This window comes from Marinobacter metalliresistant, from assembly GCF_038098645.1.
Lineage (GTDB): Bacteria > Pseudomonadota > Gammaproteobacteria > Pseudomonadales > Oleiphilaceae > Marinobacter > Marinobacter metalliresistant.
Window position 1 is genome coordinate 1,870,164 of the sequence record NZ_CP101118.1, and the last position, 18,518, is coordinate 1,888,681.

General features: G+C 57.6%; 15 protein-coding genes. 7 read left to right on the forward strand and 8 right to left on the reverse strand.

Translation table 11 applies throughout. From position 1 onward, the window contains the following. The first annotated feature begins 70 nt into the window (after positions 1-70). Complete coding sequence (locus NLK58_RS08830; protein ID WP_341582543.1) at positions 71-1,300, forward strand: hypothetical protein; 1,230 nt, start codon at positions 71-73, stop codon at positions 1,298-1,300. A gap of 108 nt (positions 1,301-1,408) precedes the next feature. Next, positions 1,409-2,458, forward strand: a complete 1,050-nt coding sequence (locus tag NLK58_RS08835) for an HDOD domain-containing protein (RefSeq protein ID WP_341582544.1) — start codon at positions 1,409-1,411, stop codon at positions 2,456-2,458. On the opposite strand, the gene NLK58_RS08840 is transcribed toward NLK58_RS08835, so the two are convergent. Both NLK58_RS08840 and NLK58_RS08845 read right to left on the reverse strand, forming a co-directional pair. Beyond that, entirely contained in the window at positions 2,441-3,802 is a 1,362-nt protein-coding gene (locus tag NLK58_RS08840) for a YihY/virulence factor BrkB family protein (RefSeq protein ID WP_341582545.1), read from the reverse strand. The genes NLK58_RS08835 and NLK58_RS08840 overlap by 18 nt on opposite strands. Positions 3,803-3,947: 145 nt before the next feature. Then, complete coding sequence (locus NLK58_RS08845) at positions 3,948-4,883, reverse strand: D-2-hydroxyacid dehydrogenase (protein ID WP_341582546.1); 936 nt, start codon at positions 4,881-4,883, stop codon at positions 3,948-3,950. Positions 4,884-4,964: 81 nt separating this feature from the next. Between NLK58_RS08845 and tmpT the strand changes: the two genes are divergently transcribed. The 4 genes from tmpT to NLK58_RS08865 all read left to right on the forward strand — a co-directional run bounded on the left by tmpT (position 4,965) and on the right by NLK58_RS08865 (position 10,825). Further along, positions 4,965-5,618 (forward strand): thiopurine S-methyltransferase, encoded by a 654-nt coding sequence (gene tmpT, locus NLK58_RS08850; RefSeq protein WP_117620326.1) that lies wholly within the window; start codon positions 4,965-4,967, stop codon positions 5,616-5,618. A 399-nt stretch (positions 5,619-6,017) separates the two neighbouring features. Beyond that, entirely contained in the window at positions 6,018-7,940 is a 1,923-nt protein-coding gene (locus tag NLK58_RS08855; protein ID WP_341582548.1) for a PrkA family serine protein kinase, read from the forward strand. A gap of 33 nt (positions 7,941-7,973) precedes the next feature. Then, on the forward strand, positions 7,974-9,269 hold the full coding sequence (locus NLK58_RS08860) for a YeaH/YhbH family protein (protein WP_341582549.1): 1,296 nt from the start codon (positions 7,974-7,976) through the stop codon (positions 9,267-9,269). Continuing rightward, complete coding sequence (locus NLK58_RS08865) at positions 9,266-10,825, forward strand: SpoVR family protein (protein ID WP_117618164.1); 1,560 nt, start codon at positions 9,266-9,268, stop codon at positions 10,823-10,825. Before NLK58_RS08860 ends, NLK58_RS08865 begins: the two co-directional genes overlap by 4 nt. Before the next feature lie 76 nt (positions 10,826-10,901). Here the strand turns inward: NLK58_RS08865 and NLK58_RS08870 are convergent, their stop codons facing one another. The 5 genes from NLK58_RS08870 to NLK58_RS08890 all read right to left on the reverse strand — a co-directional run bounded on the left by NLK58_RS08870 (position 10,902) and on the right by NLK58_RS08890 (position 16,025). Further along, entirely contained in the window at positions 10,902-12,260 is a 1,359-nt protein-coding gene (locus NLK58_RS08870; RefSeq protein ID WP_117618165.1) for a TrpB-like pyridoxal phosphate-dependent enzyme, read from the reverse strand. A 67-nt stretch (positions 12,261-12,327) separates the two neighbouring features. Continuing rightward, entirely contained in the window at positions 12,328-13,065 is a 738-nt protein-coding gene (locus NLK58_RS08875; RefSeq protein WP_117618166.1) for an LrgB family protein, read from the reverse strand. Beyond that, on the reverse strand, positions 13,058-13,438 hold the full coding sequence (locus NLK58_RS08880) for a CidA/LrgA family protein (RefSeq protein WP_117618167.1): 381 nt from the start codon (positions 13,436-13,438) through the stop codon (positions 13,058-13,060). Before NLK58_RS08880 ends, NLK58_RS08875 begins: the two co-directional genes overlap by 8 nt. A 160-nt stretch (positions 13,439-13,598) precedes the next feature. Continuing rightward, the gene (locus tag NLK58_RS08885; protein WP_341582550.1) at positions 13,599-15,626 is read right to left on the reverse strand and encodes a methyl-accepting chemotaxis protein; all 2,028 of its coding nucleotides are present in this window, start codon (positions 15,624-15,626) and stop codon (positions 13,599-13,601) included. Positions 15,627-15,866: 240 nt separating this feature from the next. Then, positions 15,867-16,025 carry a hypothetical protein gene (locus NLK58_RS08890; RefSeq protein ID WP_341582552.1) on the reverse strand — a complete coding sequence of 53 codons (159 nt, stop codon included), beginning with the start codon at positions 16,023-16,025 and terminating at the stop codon, positions 15,867-15,869. A gap of 215 nt (positions 16,026-16,240) precedes the next feature. Here NLK58_RS08890 and NLK58_RS08895 point away from each other — a divergent pair, with 215 nt between their 5' ends. Further along, positions 16,241-17,722 (forward strand): wax ester/triacylglycerol synthase family O-acyltransferase, encoded by a 1,482-nt coding sequence (locus NLK58_RS08895; RefSeq protein ID WP_117618169.1) that lies wholly within the window; start codon positions 16,241-16,243, stop codon positions 17,720-17,722. Between the two features lie 24 nt (positions 17,723-17,746). On the opposite strand, the gene NLK58_RS08900 is transcribed toward NLK58_RS08895, so the two are convergent. Continuing rightward, on the reverse strand, positions 17,747-18,373 hold the full coding sequence (locus NLK58_RS08900) for a TetR family transcriptional regulator (protein WP_117618170.1): 627 nt from the start codon (positions 18,371-18,373) through the stop codon (positions 17,747-17,749). Positions 18,374-18,518 lie beyond the last annotated feature (145 nt).

Sequence of the window (18,518 nt, forward strand, 5' to 3'; positions counted from 1 at the left end):
GTTTCAGAAGCGCCTGCCCGCGCCCGCTCAGACTCAGAGCAAAAATACTAAAGAGACTGCGAGTACCAGGATGACAAGCCTGCTAAACACCCAAGAATTCTGGCAATACCTCAGTATCCCGGTGATTGCCGCCCTGATCGGCTGGAGCACCAACTGGCTCGCCATCAAAATGACCTTCTACCCCCTGGAATTCATCGGCAAGCCACCGCTACTGGGCTGGCAAGGCATCATCCCCTCAAAAGCCCGGAAAATGGCCGCCATCAGCGTAGACGCCACCATCTCCAAAATCGGCACCGTTCGGGAAATCTTCCAGCAGATCGACCCCAAGGTACTGGCCACCCACATCGTTCACTCCGTAGACCCTCGCATCGAAGAATACGTGGACGAAATGATGCTGAAGGAATACCCCACCTTCTGGGAAAACCTCCCGGCTTCAGCCCGGAAAATGGTTTACGACCGGGTTCGAAAATCCACCCCTCAACTGGTCGACAACCTCGTTGAAGACGTCTCCGGTAACATCGAAGACCTGCTGGACATCAAGGGCATGGTGATCGAGCGACTGGCGAGCGACAAGGAACTGCTGAACCGGATCTTTCTTGAATGCGGCGAAGTCGAGTTCCGCTTTATCATCAACTCCGGTCTCTACTTCGGCTTCCTGTTCGGCCTGATTCAGATGGCTGTCTGGTACGTGTACCCGAGCTGGTGGGTGCTGCCATTCTTCGGCTTGCTGGTTGGCTGGGCCACCAACTGGATTGCACTCAACGTCATCTTCCGCCCGTTACATGCAAAAAAAATCGGGCCGTTCCGGGTGCAGGGCCTGTTTCTCAAACGACAGCCGGCCGTGGCGGAGTCCTTCTGCCACATCGTTACCCATGAAATCCTCACCGTTGGCAACATCATTAACGCGATTCTCGACGGCCCTAAAGGCGACCGCGCCCGCAATATGGTTAAGAAACACATCAAGCCACTGGTGGATGAAACCGCCGGCATGGGTAAGGCGCTGACCCAGGTCGCCTTTGGCCCCACCGGGTTTGCCTCCCTGAAAAACAAGGTTGGCGAAAAGGCGATCGAAATATCCCAGACGTCCTTCAACAACCCCGTATTCGAGAAAGATCGGGCAAGGGCCGTCGAATCCATTATGGTAGAGCGAATGATTGCCCTATCCTCCGTGGAATTTCAGGACCTGCTCCGGCCCTGCTTCCAGGAGGATGAAATCAAACTGATCCTGGTGGGCGCCTTCCTGGGCTTCGGCGCCGGTATCTGCCAGCTGGTCTTCGTGTTCGGGGAATCGTTCCTGTAAATTCCGGCTTCAATTCACGGGCTTAACCTGTGCAAGGATGCGTCGTACCTCTATACTCACAGAAACGGAGGTTCACTACTTCGAGCAGGTTCGACCCGGAGGCAACGGATGCCAGGTTTTCTCTCCTGGATTTCAGGATTATTCTCTACCTCACAACCCGCACCACCGGCCCTGGAGGCGCGACTTTTCAATCCGGCACCGGAAAATCCGGCGAATGACACCCCGGACACTGGCCCCGAGCTCGCCCAGCAACTGGAAGATCACCTGTTTTGCTGGCTGCTGGACGCCGAGCCTCTTGCTCTGAAGGCCGATCTCTCGTCCTCTGGAGCTGTTCTGGAGGAACTGCACCAGCGCCTCTCCAATAACCGGGTGGACGAACTTCCCAGACAGCCCATGAGCCTGCCAATGCTGATGCGGGCGCTATCCGACGAATCCACGGATCGTCAGCAGCTCACCGACATCATTCTCGGGGATCCTTCACTGACCGATCAGCTCCTGCAGATTGCCAACAGCCCCTATTTCCGTCCTGGGGACCATTCCATCGAGTCGGTGGATCAGGCAGTCTTTGTATTGGGAGTCAATGGCATCCGGAATGTCATCGCCGCTGCGGTGATGCGCCCGATGATGGCCGCCAGGAACAGCCGTGAAGCGCTTTTCGGTCAGCGGGCGTGGCGCTGGGGCCTCACCTGCGCACGCGCCTCGGAACTTATTGCGAGAATACATGGCGAGGACACCAGCGCCCATTTCATGGTCGGGTTACTGCCTTCGCTGGCCTACATTACCATCCGGCGGGAACTCCAGCGGATCTGCCGGTCCCGGACAACCTCTGCGGAGCCGGAGCCGGCACTGGTTCGCCATGCGCTGGCTCGCTACCAATGGGCCACCTGCCAGTTGCTGGCCAATGAGTGGAATCTGCCGCCCAAGTACCACGCCTACCTTCTGGCCGCGGAACGCCCTGCCCCGAGGCAGAGACATACCCCCCTGACCGACGGCATGGTGATCGGTACCCGGGAAGTCCTCAGGCACGCCCATCAACGCAACCTCGCCGAAGAGGACCTGCCCAAGGTCGTCCGGCTGACAGACGACCAGATCAGCAACGTCCGCAGGGCACTTCAGACCATGCTCCGGGAAGGCGGGCGCTCAACCGTCAGAGGCTGAGACTGGCTCCGACTCGGCCCTTGAGCTGGTCTTTTGCGAGTCTCCTTCGCCGCGCAACAACTCGGCAAATGTCCGGGTTTCATCGGCTCTTTGCGTTCCCACCAGCTCCGCGGGAATCACATTCGGGAGCCGATCAACGACCCGGTCTTCATCGTTGCGGACAACCCTCAGTACTTCACCCACGGTAATCAGATCCAGTGCCCGCCCGGGCGCAAGCTGATCGCCCTGGCGCCCCGCCAGCGTCAAAAGCCCTGCCCGGATAAGCTTGTCGCTCAGGGCGCGGGTCACTTCGCCGGGCACCTTCAGTTCCTGCTCCAGTGCTTCCTGTTGCGGCGCCGGCCTGCCTTCACTGAAGGGTTTGGCCACCAGCCACATGGTTGCCAGTGCAACCTTCTCCTGCAACTCGGGCGCCAGTTGCACCTGACGCCGCTTGGCCACGGTACCCGGATTTTGCAGATAAAACGCCAGGCTGGCACCGAGCAGCAGAATCATCCAGTTCAGGTAGATCCAGATCAACAGGATAATGCCAATGGCGAAACTGGAGTATATTGCCGCGTATTTGGCCGATCCCGCGACAAACGAGGCGAACAGCATCCCCGCCGCCTGCCAGGAAACCCCGGCAATCAGGCCGCCAATCGCAGCATAGCGCAACCGGACCCGGGTGTTGGGCATGAACACATAAACAAAGGTAAAGGCACCAACCACAAGGAAGAACGGGGTAAAACGACTGACGACAAGAATCACAGAGCCAAAGGGCTCAATCTCGATCAGTTTCTGGACAATCGTCGAGGAAAAAATGGTGGCACTGACACCAATGGCCGACACCATCAGAAGCGGGCCAACCATGATGACGCTGAGATAATTACTGAAGCGCTGGGCCATGGAGCGCATGTCCGGCACCCGCCAGATCATGTTGAAGGAACGTTCTATCTTCTGAAGTAGTGAAACAACCGTGTAAACCAGCAACGCAAGTCCGACGGACCCCAGCACCCCGACTTTCATGTTGTCGACAAATCCCAGAATCCGTTCCGCAAGTTCGATGCCCTGTGGCCCAAGGGGCTGAAAAAACTGGAACAGGAACGGCTCCATTCGCTGGTGCACACCCAGCGCCTTCAGCACCGAGAAGCTCAGGGCAAGTAACGGCACAATACTCAGCAACGTGGTGTAAACCAGACTCATGGCATGGAGCGTCAGCTGCCCGCTGAGAACATCCCGGGCCATTGCATACACCGTGCGCCCGACCTTGTACAACCAGGTCCAGGGCCAGCTCTGGGGCGGATTGGGGTTGGCCAGAATCCAGCTCTCCGCAGCCTGGAGCCGTTCTTTCAATTGGAATGAAGCCACTATAGGTCCTGTCGTTCCGTGTTTTATTCAGTTTATCAGACAGATATCCAGTCGGGACCTAGTATGGCTGATTCACGGCCTTTTGCGAGAGTCTGGATCACAATATATTCAAGAGTGAGAGTGCACTGCCGCCGAAGTGGTTTACTCAACCCCCCGACGCCAAGTTGGTGGCAGTAATACCGACAATGCGCTGCCGCGCTTCCCGGCTGGCCCAGGCAGAGTGCGGGGTAATGATCAGGTTCGGAATATCGTCCGCCAGCAGGGGGTTGCCATGTCGGGGCGGCTCCTCGGTCAGCACGTCAAAACCGGCACCGCCGATTTCGCCGGCCTTCAGGGCGTCCGCCAACGCCTGCTCGTTCACCAGACCACCCCGGCTGGTGTTGATCAGCAATGAATCGGGCTTCATCAGTTTCAGTTCACGGGCACCGATCAGATCACGGGTTTCATCCGTGAGCAGGCAATGGAGTGACAGCACATCCACTTGCGGCAGCAGTTCTTCCAGAGGGATCCGGGGGTAATCATCCACGACTCCCGCTTCCTGGCCCGGCCGTGCGCCCAACACAACTTTCATCCCGAATGCAGCCGCACGCTCTGCCACCCCCTGGCCCAGGTCACCGTAGCCGACGATCCCGAGGGTGCGACCCTCCAGCTCCATGATCGGATGATCCATCAGGCAGAACATGTCGCTCCGGCCCCAGCGCCCGGCCTGCACATCCCGGCTGTAATCCAGCAACCGTGTGGCCAGTGCCAGCATCAGCGCCATAGTGTGCTGCGCCACTGTGGCACGGCCGTAATTGGTCACGTTCATCACCTTGATGCCGTGATCCTTCGCCGCCGCCCGGTCAATGTTGTTCAGGCCCGTGGCCACCACCGCAATGGTCGTCAGCTCAGGGCAGGCCTCGAAATGCTCCCGGCTGAGCACCACCTTGTTGACCAGAACCGTATCAAAGCCCCGGATCCGCTCCAGTACCTGCTCCGGGGCAGTCCGGTCATACTTTTCAAGCTTGCCGGTCACCGATTCGATAGGCGACAGATCCACATCATCGCCGAGCGTCTTGGCGTCAAGAAACACCGCTTTCATACTTTTCTCCTGAATCCAGATAGCCACAGATTAAGCTAGACTGAAGCAAACGTCCAAATGTCCAAGAACAGGGTGGAAACCATGGAACACGAATTCTGGCACGAACGCTGGACCAAGAAGGAAATCGGCTTTCACGAAGGCACCGTCAATCAGTATCTTTATGATCACTGGCCCGAACTCGCCGGCAGGGGCACCGGCGCCGTCTTCGTCCCCCTCTGCGGCAAAGCCCACGACATGTGGTGGCTCCATGACCGCGGCCACCCCGTCATCGGCGTGGAACTGAGCGACATCGCCTGCAAGGACTTCTTCGAAGAGGCCGGAGAAAAAGCCAAAGTTCACCCTGGAGAGCCCTTCACCACCTTCCGACACGATAATCTTCAACTCTGGTGCGGCGACTTCTTCCAGCTGGCACCTGATGATCTCAGGCACGTCCGCCTCGTCTACGACCGCGCCGCCCTCATCGCCCTGCCCCCGAACATGCGTAAAGGCTATGTAGACCACCTGACCACCATCATCCCGGACGGCACCCGAATCCTGTTGATCACCCTCGACTACGCCACCGAAATAAAAGGCCCGCCGTTCAACGTCAGCGACGACGAAGTAAAAGCGCTGTACGCCGATGACTACAAGGTAGAGCACATCCTGACCAACACCCTGGCCAGGGATCACCCGTTCACCAAACGAAAAGGCCTGGAAGGCGCGACGGAAAGCGTGTTTCGCCTGACCAAGCTGTAGCGCGCCAGGGCGACTCCACGAGGCCTGACCGGAGTGTACCGGGGGTCTTTTTAAAAACGAATTTGATGTCTGAGCGCAGCGAGTTGCCAATTCGTTTTTAAAAAGACCCCCGGTGCACTCCAGCCCCCAGAACAAGCCCCAAAGCCCAACCAAAGCTACAAAAACACCACACCCGCCCAACACAATTTAATGAACCTTAACCACTCCCCCACTGTCCAAGTCCGCGAGCGTGAACTAAGCTCAAAGTAAGCAAGCCGACCACGACCCGATCGTTTACCGGCTTGTAAGTATCCATTCCTTCCACCCATAACTAGACAGACCGCCCGGACGGGCGGAGCCAACTGCAACGGGGAAATTGCGTGAACTGAAAGCTGAAGAACAGCGAGCGAGGGGCGATCTATGAGCATACTGCAGCACTTCAAAGACCGGTATGAGAGTACCCAGGAAGAAGAATACAGCCTGGAGGAATACCTGGAGATCTGCAAAAAGGACCCAACGGCCTATGCCGCGGCCGCTGAGCGCATGTTAATTGCCATCGGCGAACCAGAACTCGTCGATACCTCCCGTGATCAGAGGCTGTCACGCATCTTTTCCAACAAGGTCATCAAGCGTTACCCGGAATTTTCCGAGTTTTACGGCATGGAAGATGCCGTCGAAAACATCGTGTCTTTCTTCCGCCACGCGGCCCAGGGCCTGGAAGAGAAGAAACAGATTCTTTACCTGCTCGGCCCGGTCGGCGGCGGTAAATCCTCCCTGGCGGAAAAACTCAAGTCACTGATGCAGAAGGTGCCTTTCTACGCCATAAAGGGTTCGCCGGTGAACGAATCGCCGCTTGGCCTGTTCGACCCGGCTGAAGATGCCCAGATTCTGGAAGAGGAATACGGCATCCCGGCCCGCTACCTGAAAACCATCATGTCCCCCTGGGCCGTCAAACGCCTGCACGAATATGGCGGCGACATCAGCCAGTTCCGGGTGGTCAAGAAATACCCTTCAGTACTCGACCAGATCGGCGTGTCCAAGACCGAGCCCGGCGATGACAACAACCAGGACATTTCCGCCCTCGTAGGCAAGGTCAACATCCGCATGCTGGAAGATTTTTCCCAGGATGATCCGGATGCCTACAGCTTCAGCGGCGGCCTGTGTAAGGCCAACCAGGGCCTGATGGAGTTTGTGGAGATGTTCAAGGCACCGATCAAGGTGCTGCATCCACTGCTGACCGCCACCCAGGAAGGCAACTACAACACCACCGAAGGTATGGGTTCCGTGCCCTTTGACGGCGTGATCCTGGCCCACTCCAACGAATCCGAATGGCAGACCTTCCGCAACAACAAACACAACGAAGCCTTCCTTGACCGGGTCTACATCGTCAAGGTGCCTTACTGTGTGCGGGTGACCGAAGAAATCGAAATCTACAAGAAGCTGCTGAGCAACAGCTCTCTGGAAGGCGCGCCCTGCGCACCTGACACTCTGGACATGCTCGCGCAGTTCTCCGTGCTCTCACGAATTAAAGAGCCTGAAAACTCCAGCATTTTCTCGAAGATGCGGGTATACGACGGCCAGAACATCAAGGATACCGACCCGAAAGCCAAATCCATCCAGGAGTACCGGGATGCCGCCGGCGTGATGGAAGGCATGGACGGCCTCTCGACCCGGTTCGCCTTCAAGATCCTGTCCAAGGTGTTCAACTTCGACACCACCGAAGTGGCCGCCAACCCGGTGCACCTGCTCTATGTTCTGGAAAAGCAGATTGAACAGGAGCAGTTCCAGTCTGAAACCCATGAGAAATACCTCAGGTTTATCAAGGAATTCCTGGCACCGCACTATGTCCGGTTCATCGGCAAGGAAATCCAGACCGCGTATCTGGAAAGCTACAGCGAGTATGGCCAGAACCTGTTCGACCGCTATGTCACCTATGCCGATTTCTGGATTCAGGACCAGGAATACCGGGATCCGGAGACCGGCGAGATCCTCGACCGCTCGTCCATCAACGATGAGCTGGAGAAGATCGAGAAGCCGGCTGGCATCAGCAACCCGAAGGATTTCCGGAACGAGGTGGTCAATTTTGTGCTGCGGGCACGGGCCAACAATCAGGGCCGCAACCCGTCCTGGCTCAGCTATGAAAAGCTGCGCAGTGTGATCGAGAAGAAGATGTTCTCGAACACAGAAGACCTGTTGCCGGTGATCTCCTTCAACCCGAAAGCCAGTCAGGAAGATCAGAACAAGCACAAGCAGTTCGTCGAGCGTATGGTCGATCGAGGCTACACGGAGAAGCAGGTACGGCTCCTGGCCGAATGGTACCTGCGGGTTCGCAAGTCTCACTAAGTCAGTGACCACTCACTGAACTGGAGTTACGCCATGGGAATGACCCACATAGTCGACCGGCGACTGAACGGCAAGAACAAGAGCGCGGTGAACCGGGAACGGTTCCTGCGCCGCTACCGCCACCACATCAAACGTGCAGTGGCGGATGCGGTGCAGAAGCGCTCGATTACAGACATAGAGCGGGGCGAGAAAGTCAGCATTCCGTCCCGGGACATTGAAGAACCCATCTTCCACCACGGCCAGGGCGGCCGGCGGGAGGTGGTTCACCCCGGTAACCAGGAGTTTGTGGCCGGGGACACCATCCCGAAGCCCGAAGGCGGTGGTGGCCAGGGTTCCGGACAGGGGCAGGCCAGCCCGGATGGAGAGGGTATGGACGAATTCGCCTTCCAGATCACCCAGGAAGAGTTCCTGGATTTCCTGTTCGACGATCTGGAACTGCCCAACCTGGCCCGCAAGAAACTGAAAGACACCGAAGCCTTCAAATACGTCCGCTCCGGTTTCAGCACCCAGGGGGTGCCGGCCAAGCTGGATGTCGTGCGCTCCCTGCGCGGTGCCCACGCCCGGCGCCTGGGCCTTGGCGGTGCCCGCAAGAAAAAGATCCGGGATCTGGAAAAACAACTGGAAGCCCTGAAATCCGCGCCGGACGACCTGGACCCGGCGTTCAGCCATGAAGACCAGATTCAGGTTCTGGAGGAAGAAATTGCCCGGCTGAAAGCGAATGTAAAGCGAATCCCGTTCATTGATGAAATCGACCTGCGCTACCGCCAGCACCTGAAGCAGCCGCAACCGACCACCAGCGCTGTGATGTTCTGCCTGATGGATGTGTCCGGGTCCATGACCCAGATGCACAAGGACATCGCCAAGCGCTTTTTCATCCTGCTGTACCTGTTCCTGAAGAAAAACTACAAGAAGATCGAAGTGGTCTTCATTCGCCACCACACCAGCGCCAAGGAAGTGGACGAGGAGGAGTTCTTCTATTCCCGGGAAACCGGCGGCACCATCGTCTCCAGCGCCCTGAAACTGATGCGCAAGATCGTTGAATCCCGCTATTCTCCGTCTGAGTGGAATATCTACGCGGCACAGGCATCAGATGGCGATAACTGGAATGACGATTCCCCGGTGTGCAGCAAGATTCTGGCCGACAGTATTTTGCCGCTGGTCCAGTACTTCGCCTATGTGGAAATCACGCCGCAGGATCACCAGATGCTCTGGTATGAATACGAGAAGATCCACGAACGCTTCCCCCAGAGCTTTGCGTTACAGCAGATCGCCGACCCCGGCGAGATCTATCCGGTGTTCCGCCAGTTGTTTGAGAGGAAAGCCGCATGACCAACCTCATGGGCCGCCCGAACCCGCCGGGAAGTAACCAGCCCAGAGCCCGGGAGCCAATCTCAACGGGTTCTGAATGGACCTTCGAGCTGGTCCAGAAATACGACGACGAGATCGCCAAATGCGCCGCTGAGTTCGGTCTGGACACCTACCCCAACCAGATTGAGGTGATCAGTGCTGAACAGATGATGGACGCCTACAGCTCCGTGGGCATGCCCGTTGGCTACCATCACTGGTCCTTCGGCAAACAGTTCCTCAGTACCTCAAAGGGATACCAGCGCGGCCAGATGGGGCTGGCCTACGAGATCGTCATAAACTCCAATCCCTGCATCGCTTACCTGATGGAGGAGAATACCCTGCCAATGCAGGCGCTGGTGATTGCCCACGCCTCCTATGGCCACAATTCCTTCTTCAAGGGCAATTACCTGTTCCGCACCTGGACCGACGCCAGCGCGATTATTGACTACCTGGTGTTCGCCCGGAATTACGTGGCGGAATGCGAGGAGCGTTACGGCGTGGACGCGGTAGAGGAGATTCTGGATTCCTGCCATGCCATGATGAACTATGGCGTAGACCGATACAAGCGGCCGGCCCCCATCTCGGCCTCGGAGGAAATGCGGCGGCAGAAGGAGCGGGAGGAATACCAGCAACGGCGCATCAACGACCTGTGGCGCACCATCCCGAAGATGGACGAGGACGACGACCCGGTGAAGCGGCGCCAGCGCTACCCCGAGGAACCGCAGGAGAACATTCTCTATTTCATCGAGAAAAACGCCCCGCTGCTGGAAACCTGGCAGCGGGAAATCATCCGCATCGTGCGCAAGCTGGCCCAGTATTTCTACCCGCAGCGCCAGACCCAGGTGATGAACGAGGGCTGGGCCACCTTCTGGCACTATACCCTGTTGCACCGCATGTACGACAAGGGCCTGGTGAACGACGGCTTCATGCTCGAATTCCTCCAGAGCCATTCGGCCGTGGTTTATCAGCCGCCGTTTAACAGCCCCTGGTACTCGGGCATCAACCCCTACACCCTGGGTTTTTCCATTTTCACGGACCTTCGCCGGATCTGTGAGAAGCCGACGGATGAAGACCGCCACTGGTTCCCGGACATCGCCGGCAGTGACTGGCTGGAAACCCTGCATTTCGCGATGAAAAACTTCAAGGACGAGAGCTTTATCCAGCAGTTCCTCTCGCCCAAGGTGATGCGGGATCTGAAGCTGTTCGCAATCCAGAACGACGACCAGGAAGATGTGTACCGGGTAACCGCCATTCACGACGACCCCGGCTACCGGGAACTGCGAGAAAAACTGGCCCGCCAGTACAACCTCAGTTACCGTGAGCCGAACATTCAGGTGTGGAACGTGGATGTGCGAGGTGACCGCTCGCTAACCCTGCGGCACGTACCGGTAGATCGCGTGCCCCTGGGCAACGAGACCGAAGAAGTGCTGCGCCACGCGCACCGGTTATGGGGCTTTGATGTACACCTGGAGAGCGTGGACGACGGCGCCACCGTCCAGCAATACCATTGCCCACCCCAGGAATTCGAGGAGGATTGATCTGGCACCCACCGCCATCCGGCAACCGAACGCTGGCGGCGGGGGTACCATCTTTCAGCAGCGTAAAGACGACTGATCAGGCATTGACGGACGGGAGCCCGGACAGGGCCATGGCCAGTTCCTGCTCGTCGTATTCGTGGTCACTCAGGTCGCCGGCGAAATAGGAGGTATAGGCCGCCATATCGAAGTGACCGTGGCCACAGAGGTTGAACAGAATCACCTCTTCCTTGCCTTCTCGCTTGCAGCGCAGGGCTTCGTCGATGGCGCCCTTGACTGCGTGGTTGGCTTCCGGGGCGGGCACGATGCCCTCGTTACGGGCAAACAGCACGCCAGCCTCGAAGCATTCACGTTGCGTGTAGGCCACCGCATCAAACAGGCCCAGTTCCTTGGCGTGGGACACCATCGGCGCCATGCCATGATAACGCAGGCCACCGGCATGGAAGCCCGGCGGCGTAAACCCAGAACCCAGCGTGTGCATCTTGGTCAGCGGCGTCATCTGGGCAGTATCGCCGTAATCATAGGCGTACCTGCCGCGGGTGAGGGTCGGACAGGCCGAGGGCTCCACCGCAACGATCCGGGATTTTTCACCACCCCGTAGCGCATGGCCCATAAACGGGAAGGCAATGCCGGCAAAGTTGGAACCACCACCGGTGCAGCCCACGATGACATCCGGCCAGCAGTCCGCCATTTCCATCTGCTGCATGGCTTCCAGACCAATGATGCTCTGGTGCAATAACACATGGTTCAGTACCGAGCCCAGGGCGTACTTGGTGTTCGGATCCTGCACCGCCAGTTCCACCGCCTCTGAAATGGCAATCCCCAGACTGCCGGTGTGGTCCGGGTTGTCCGCCAGCACCTTGCGCCCGAATTCGGTCAGCTCCGAGGGCGAGGCCACACACCTGGCACCGTAGGTTTCCATCACCGCCCGGCGATAGGGTTTCTGGTTGTAGGAGACCCGCACCTGAAACACGGTAACGTCAATATCAAACAGCGAACCCGCGAAGGACAGGGATGTGCCCCACTGACCCGCGCCGGTTTCCGTGGTGAGGGTACGAATGCCCGCTTCACGGTTGTAAAAGGCCTGGGGAATGGCGGTATTGGGCTTGTGGCTGCCCGCCGGGCTCACGCCTTCGTATTTGTAGAAAATCTTCGCCGGTGTACCAAGCGCTTTCTCGAGCCGATGAGCCCGGTATAACGGGGCCGGGCGCCAGAGTTTGTAGACGTCACGCACCGGCTCGGGAATCTCGATTTCCCGCTCTGTGGTCACTTCCTGTTCGATCAGCGCCATCGGGAACAGCGGTTCAAGGTCCGACGGTCCTACTGGCTGCTGAGTCCCCGGGTGCAGCACCGCCGGCAGCGGTTCCGGAAAGTCCGCCTGCAGGTTGTACCAGTACTTCGGCATCTGGCTCTCTTGGAGAAGAAACTTGGTTTGCATGATTCTGAATTCCCTGATGTTCGATTTGCTCATTATTGAACGTTGGTTGCGGGCTCAAAGTCTCTGACTAGACCGGCAGCCAGGACGCAAGCATATCCACCAGCCACGGCACCAGCAAGGCGGTGGCAAAAGCCGAGAGCGCCATCGCCAGCCCGGAAAAGGCCCCCATCTGGGAGCTCACCTGAAAGGCCCGGGCGGTTCCGATGCCGTGCGCCGCGACGCCCATGGCAATGCCCTTGGCGGTGTCATCCCGTACCCGGATCCACTCAAACAGCTTGGTGCCTAGCACGGCGCCGGTGATCCCGGTGATCACCACCAGCACGGCGGTCAGCGAGGGAAGCCCGCCTATCTTCTCGGAGATGCCCATAGCCACAGGCGCAGTCGCCGATTTTGGTGCCAGGGACATCTGGATTTCCATGGAGCCGCCAAGCAGCCGGGCCAAACCAATGGAGCTGCCGGCAGCAATCACCACGCCACAGAACAGTGAGATCGTTACCGGCAACCAGAGTTGGCGCAGTCTGGAAAATTGTTGGTACAGGGGAACAGCCAGGGCAACTGTGGCCGGCCCCAGCAGGAAATGAACAAACTGGCCACCTTCAAAGTAGTCATTGTAGGAAGTGCCGGTAGCCAGCAACAGAATGATAAGCATCGCAACCGACGTGACGACCGGATTAGCCAGCGGATTGGAGTTGGTTTTCAGGTATAGCCGGTAGGCCAGGCCATACGCCACCAGGGTAATGGTAAGCCCCAGCAGCGGAGAGGCCGACAGGTAAACCCAGATATCTTTCAGACCCGGCTCATTCATCATGCTCACCTTTCCCGGCGAGGGGCCGGGTAAACCAGCGAGTGGTCACCTGCATGATCAGGGCTGTGGCCACCATGGTGATCACGGTACTCAAAAGCAGAGCCAGAGTGATCGGCACCCACTCGTCGGCGATGCGGCCAAAATGCGCCATCATGCCCACACCAGCAGGCACGAACAGCAGCGAGAGGTGGCTGAGCAACGCGGTAGACGCCTGATCAACTGACTCTGGCGCCTTTCCCCGGATCATCAGGGTTATGAATAGCATCACCATGCCAAGCACCGGCCCGGGAATGGGCAGGCCTAGCAGACGAACCGTGATTTCGCCCACTAACTGATACACCAGAAGGAGGGTAATACCATTCAGAAAAGTCATTTCTTACTCCGCTCAGGTCATCGTCAACCCGCACTGGCGCCGCGTTAAGTACTGAAGGCGTCAATGATCTGAGCATACGCAGGAAGGACCTGCCAGGAAAGCCCCAAATCGGCAGGGGAAGCGCTCCTCCCCCACTTCTCCGGTATGCACGCCAGCTTAATCAGGCAACCTTGAAATGAACCACAGACTGCAGCAGTTCCTGAGAGAGGAGCGAAAGATTCTGGCTTGACTCCGCCGTTTGCCCGGATGCTGTTGCAGCCTGCTCGGCCACGCCCGCAATATTTTCGACATTCAGATTCATTTCATCTGCAACCGTTGTTTGCTGCTCGGCAGCACTGGCGATCTGCGTGTTCATGTCGTTGATCACCGCGACCCGTTCAAGTATCGACTCCAGTGAGCGACCGGTTACTTTGGCCAGCTCGACGCTTTCTCCGGTATTTTTCCTGCTTAACTCGATTACCTTGACGGCGTCAGCGGCACCGCATCTCAACTTTTCGATCGTGGCGTCGATCTCTTCGGTGGAACTCTGAGTTCGGGCCGCTAGCGATCGAACCTCATCCGCAACAACTGCAAATCCACGGCCACCTTCTCCCGCCCGGGCCGCTTCAATGGCAGCGTTCAGGGCAAGCAGGTTGGTTTGTTCCGCGATTCCGTTAATCACCTCAAGTACCGTACCGATTTCACTGCTCTGTGACTGCAGCTGAGTCATCACTTGCCCGGCATCTTCCATAGCCTCCGCAAGCACATTAACTTTGGCGACCATTTCCTGAAGCACCCCCCGGCCTTCACCGGCTTCGCTATTGGCCTGATTGGCAGCTTCTGCCGCCGCTACCGTATTGCAGGCCACCTCACGAACGGTAGCGCTGAGTTCACTCATGGCAGAGGCTACCTGTTGGGTTTCAGCCCGCTGCTGAGAAACGCCTGCGGCCGTTTGCTCAGTGACGGCGGACAGCTCTTCCGCAGCCTGGGCCACTTGCTCCGTCGATTGGATCACGTGCTTAACCACTTTCTCAAAACCTGAGACCATGACATTCAGAGATTGGGCCACACCCGCCAGTTCATCTTTTCCACGGATGTTAAACCGTGCAGTCAGATCACCTTCACCAAGCTTGCCTGTTGTTTCCTGAAACTCTTCAATGCTGTCGATCACACCGCGATAGAACGACAGGAACAGGTAAAGCACGACCAGCAGAGCCAGGGCCATGACCGCCAGAGTGATGGTTCTGACCTGTGCAAATCGGCCCTTCCTGGCCGCCATCAACCCATCCAGCACAGGCAGGGTCTGATCAAAGACATCGAACACCTGATTGATGGCCTGAGTGCCTACGCGTACAACATCTCCTGCGGACACGGACAGTGTCTCCGGATCAAGCAGTTGGGTCTGAACCAAATCAGAGAGGTTACGAATACTTCTTTTAGTCTGATCCCCCAACTCCTTAAGTTTGGCACCCAACTCCGGCTTGTAGGAAAATACACGCTCCAGATTGTATTCAAATGCATTGAGTTGCTGGACAATCCTGTCCTGACGAACTGCAAGATCCGCCCATGAACGGCCCTGATGTGTGCCAGCTGCAGCCACACCTGCTCCGATCCCACGGGCCTGCCCCATCGACTCGGTCAAAGAGGGAAACTTATTGACTACAAGATCAATCAGATAGAAGGTATCCACCTCCGGATCCAGGATCAGATTTGAGGCCTCCGCCAGCAACCCCGTGAGCTCAAACAGTTTATCAATCAGGGCAGTATGCGATTCAAAGCTCTGCGCAGCAGTCATCCCGGTGACCGATCCTGAAAGTCGTTGCCAGTCCCGCTGAATCATCTTCACTTTCCCGGCAATTTCCTTTGAGCTGGCATCTGCGCTTGCCAGCCGATCCAGATTTTCCAGGGTCTGATCCACTTCTGCAGCTTTGCTTCTGATATCGTTAAGAAAGTCACGGTTTCCACCATGAAAGCCAGCGGAAAGCCCACGGTGTTGCTGAATGAGGGCCAGAGGCCTGCGGACCAGGTCAATATCCGACAGCCCCTGCCGCTCTTTGTCAACAAAATGGATCTGAGAGGCCATCTCCGCTTGCAGAAGGTAGCCAAGACCGAACAGGGGGATCAGGAAAACGAGTGAGATGAGGAGAAACTTCTGGGGGTACCGCAGGTTATTCAACAGTGCCGTACCGGGTCGCAATAAGACTTTCATGTTGTGGCCTCTCGGGTCGCACCAGCCGCGGAGGCGCACCGTAACCCCAGACCCCGGGCTAGCGAACGGAATCTGTCAGGGTGGCTTGCCCGGTATTGCCGCATGGTGGATGTGTTTTTATTTTTTATTACAATCCAGGGAACAAGGCTTTCATTAAGCCTTGCCCAAAATTGATTCATAAAGAGTAATGCTTATTGAGAGGCTGACCAGTCAAATCTTGCAAAGATGCGTAACCGTCTTTTACAGGTAGGGCACGCCCAAAACACGTCGTCGGGCCGACGGCGAAGTTATGGACGCCTTGAGAATGATGCTCCAGCCATACATGGCCAGAATCACCCCGATCAGAAACATCAGCACCCCATAAACCGCCGCCGGTATGGACATGGCACTGGATTCCACAGTGCCTCCGGATGTTTTTGTTTTTACCGCAGCCAACCGGTGAAAAGTAGCACAGACTGTTCACTTGCGGGAGCATTCAACAGCAACCGCTTGTAACCGGGAAACCACGAAAACCAGAGAACTTTCTGGCCGGGAGGATCGTGTCCTGAAGCAGTTATCAGTATACTTGCAACAGATAACTAAAATACCTGGACACTCGTGGAGACACTCAAGGAATGAAACGCCTGGGAACCCTGGATGCCTCTTGGCTGGCAGTAGAATCCGAAGACACCCCGATGCACGTGGGCAATCTGCAGATCTTTTCGCTACCCGAAGGCGCCCCTGAAACCTTTCTTCGGGACATGATCACCCGCATGAAAGAAACCGGCGACGTAGCGCCTCCGTGGTGCTACAAGCTTGCCTGGTCCGGCTTTCTGGGCCGGGTACTGGCACCGGCCTGGAAAACCGATAAGGACATCGACCTGGATTACCATGTCCGCCACTCTGCCCTGCCCCGACCTGGCGGTGAACGTGAACTGGGCATTCTGGTTTCGCGGCTGCACTCCAACCCCCTCGATTTCGCCCGCCCGCTCTGGGAGTGCCATGTCATCGAAGGGCTGGAGAACAACCGCTTTGCCCTGTACACCAAGATGCATCATTCAATGATTGATGGCATCAGTGGTGTTCGCCTGATGCAACGGGTGCTGACCACAGACCCGGACAAAAAGGACATGCCTCCCCCCTGGTCGGTTCGGCCAGAGCGCCGCCGGGGCAGCAAAACCGATTCCGAAGCCAGCGTACCGGCTGCATTTTCACAGGCCATGGATGCCCTGAAGTTGCAGGCCGATATGGCACCACGGCTGTGGCAGGCGGGGAACCGGCTGGTCCATTCGGTCCGCCACCCGGAGGATGGCCTCACCGCGCCTTTCACCGGGCCGGTGTCGAAGATCAATCACCGGGTAACCGGCCAGCGCCGGTTCGCCACCCAGCATTACCAGCTGGAACGCATCAAAGCGCTCTCCCAGGTATCGGGCGGCTCCCTGAACGATATCGTGCTGTACCTCTGCGGGACCGCCCTCCGGCGCTTTCTGCTTGAGCAGGATGAGTTACCCGACACCCCCCTCACGGCCGGTATACCGGTTAATATCCGGCCAGCCGGTGACCAGGGCACAGGCACCCAGATCAGCTTTATAATCGCCTCCCTGGCGACCGACGAACCGGACCCGCTAACGCGACTGCAAAATATCAAGACATCAAGCCGGCGCGCGAAAGAACACCTGCAGAAGCTGCCCAAGAGCGCACTGACCCAGTACACCATGTTGCTGATGTCGCCCTACATTCTCCAATTGATGTCCGGGCTGGGCGGGCGAATGCGCCCGGTGTTCAACGTCACCATCTCCAATGTACCCGGCCCCCAGAGAACGCTCTACTATGAGGGCGCCAGGCTGGAGGCCATGTACCCGGTGTCATTGATTACCCACGGCGGCGCACTGAACATTACCTGCCTGAGTTATGCGGGGTCCCTGAACTTCGGCTATACCGGTTGCCGGGATACCCTGCCAAGCATGCAAAAACTGGCGGTGTATACCGGAGAGGCACTGGATGAGCTGGAAAGTCTGATTTTGCCGCCGCCGTCGAAGCCTGAAGCCGCAACAAAAAAAACGGGAACTGCAGCAAAACCCCGGGCATCGCGAAAGAAGGCCGCACCGAAAGAGTGAAGGTGTCCCCGGCCGGGCCCTGACTCAGCCCGGGCTTTTCCAGTTAGCAGCGCCCACGAAGATCAGCTGAAGGAAGCGGGTAGTCCGCTTCCGGATCTGCTCAATCTGGTAATCATCATCCGGTGAAACACCCAACAGGTCGGTCAGGCTGAAGGCGACGCTTCGCACCACCAGATCAGCGGTCATATCCAGATCCTGGTCGGTAAGGTGATCCACCAGCCTCAACCTGCGCAGGTCGTTGGCCAGCTCGCTGGCGAAGAACCGCATTTCGCTGCGAATGCCCTCCTGCACTGCCCGGCTCTCGCCGGCAAGCCCTTGGGCCATGAACATAAAAAAGCTCCGGTTGGCCTGGGCATGGCTGATGAAGATAGCCACGGATTCTTCAATCAGCTTGTCCGCCTGTAACACATTAGCCCGGGCCTCACGCATCATCCGGCGCAATACCAGCCCCAGCTCATCCACCAGCTGCAAGCCCAGGTCATCCATATTGCGGAAGTGGCGATAGAACGAGGTTGGAACCACCCCGGCCTGCCGCGTTACCTCCCGGATACCCAGACTGGCGAAATGCCGCCCCTTCCCCACCAGTGTTAACGCCGCATTCATCAGTTTCTCGCGGGTTTCACCGGGCTTTCTTCGTTGTTTTTCCGCCATCGCCTGCCCGTACTGACTGCCGTTGATCAATGGCTGACAAGTGTACACATCCCGAAAAATAAAAGTACAGAAAGCGTGTCATTTTGCGCCAATGCCCAGGCACCCATTGCCTCCCTCCACAACCCTGTGTACATTCGTACACATT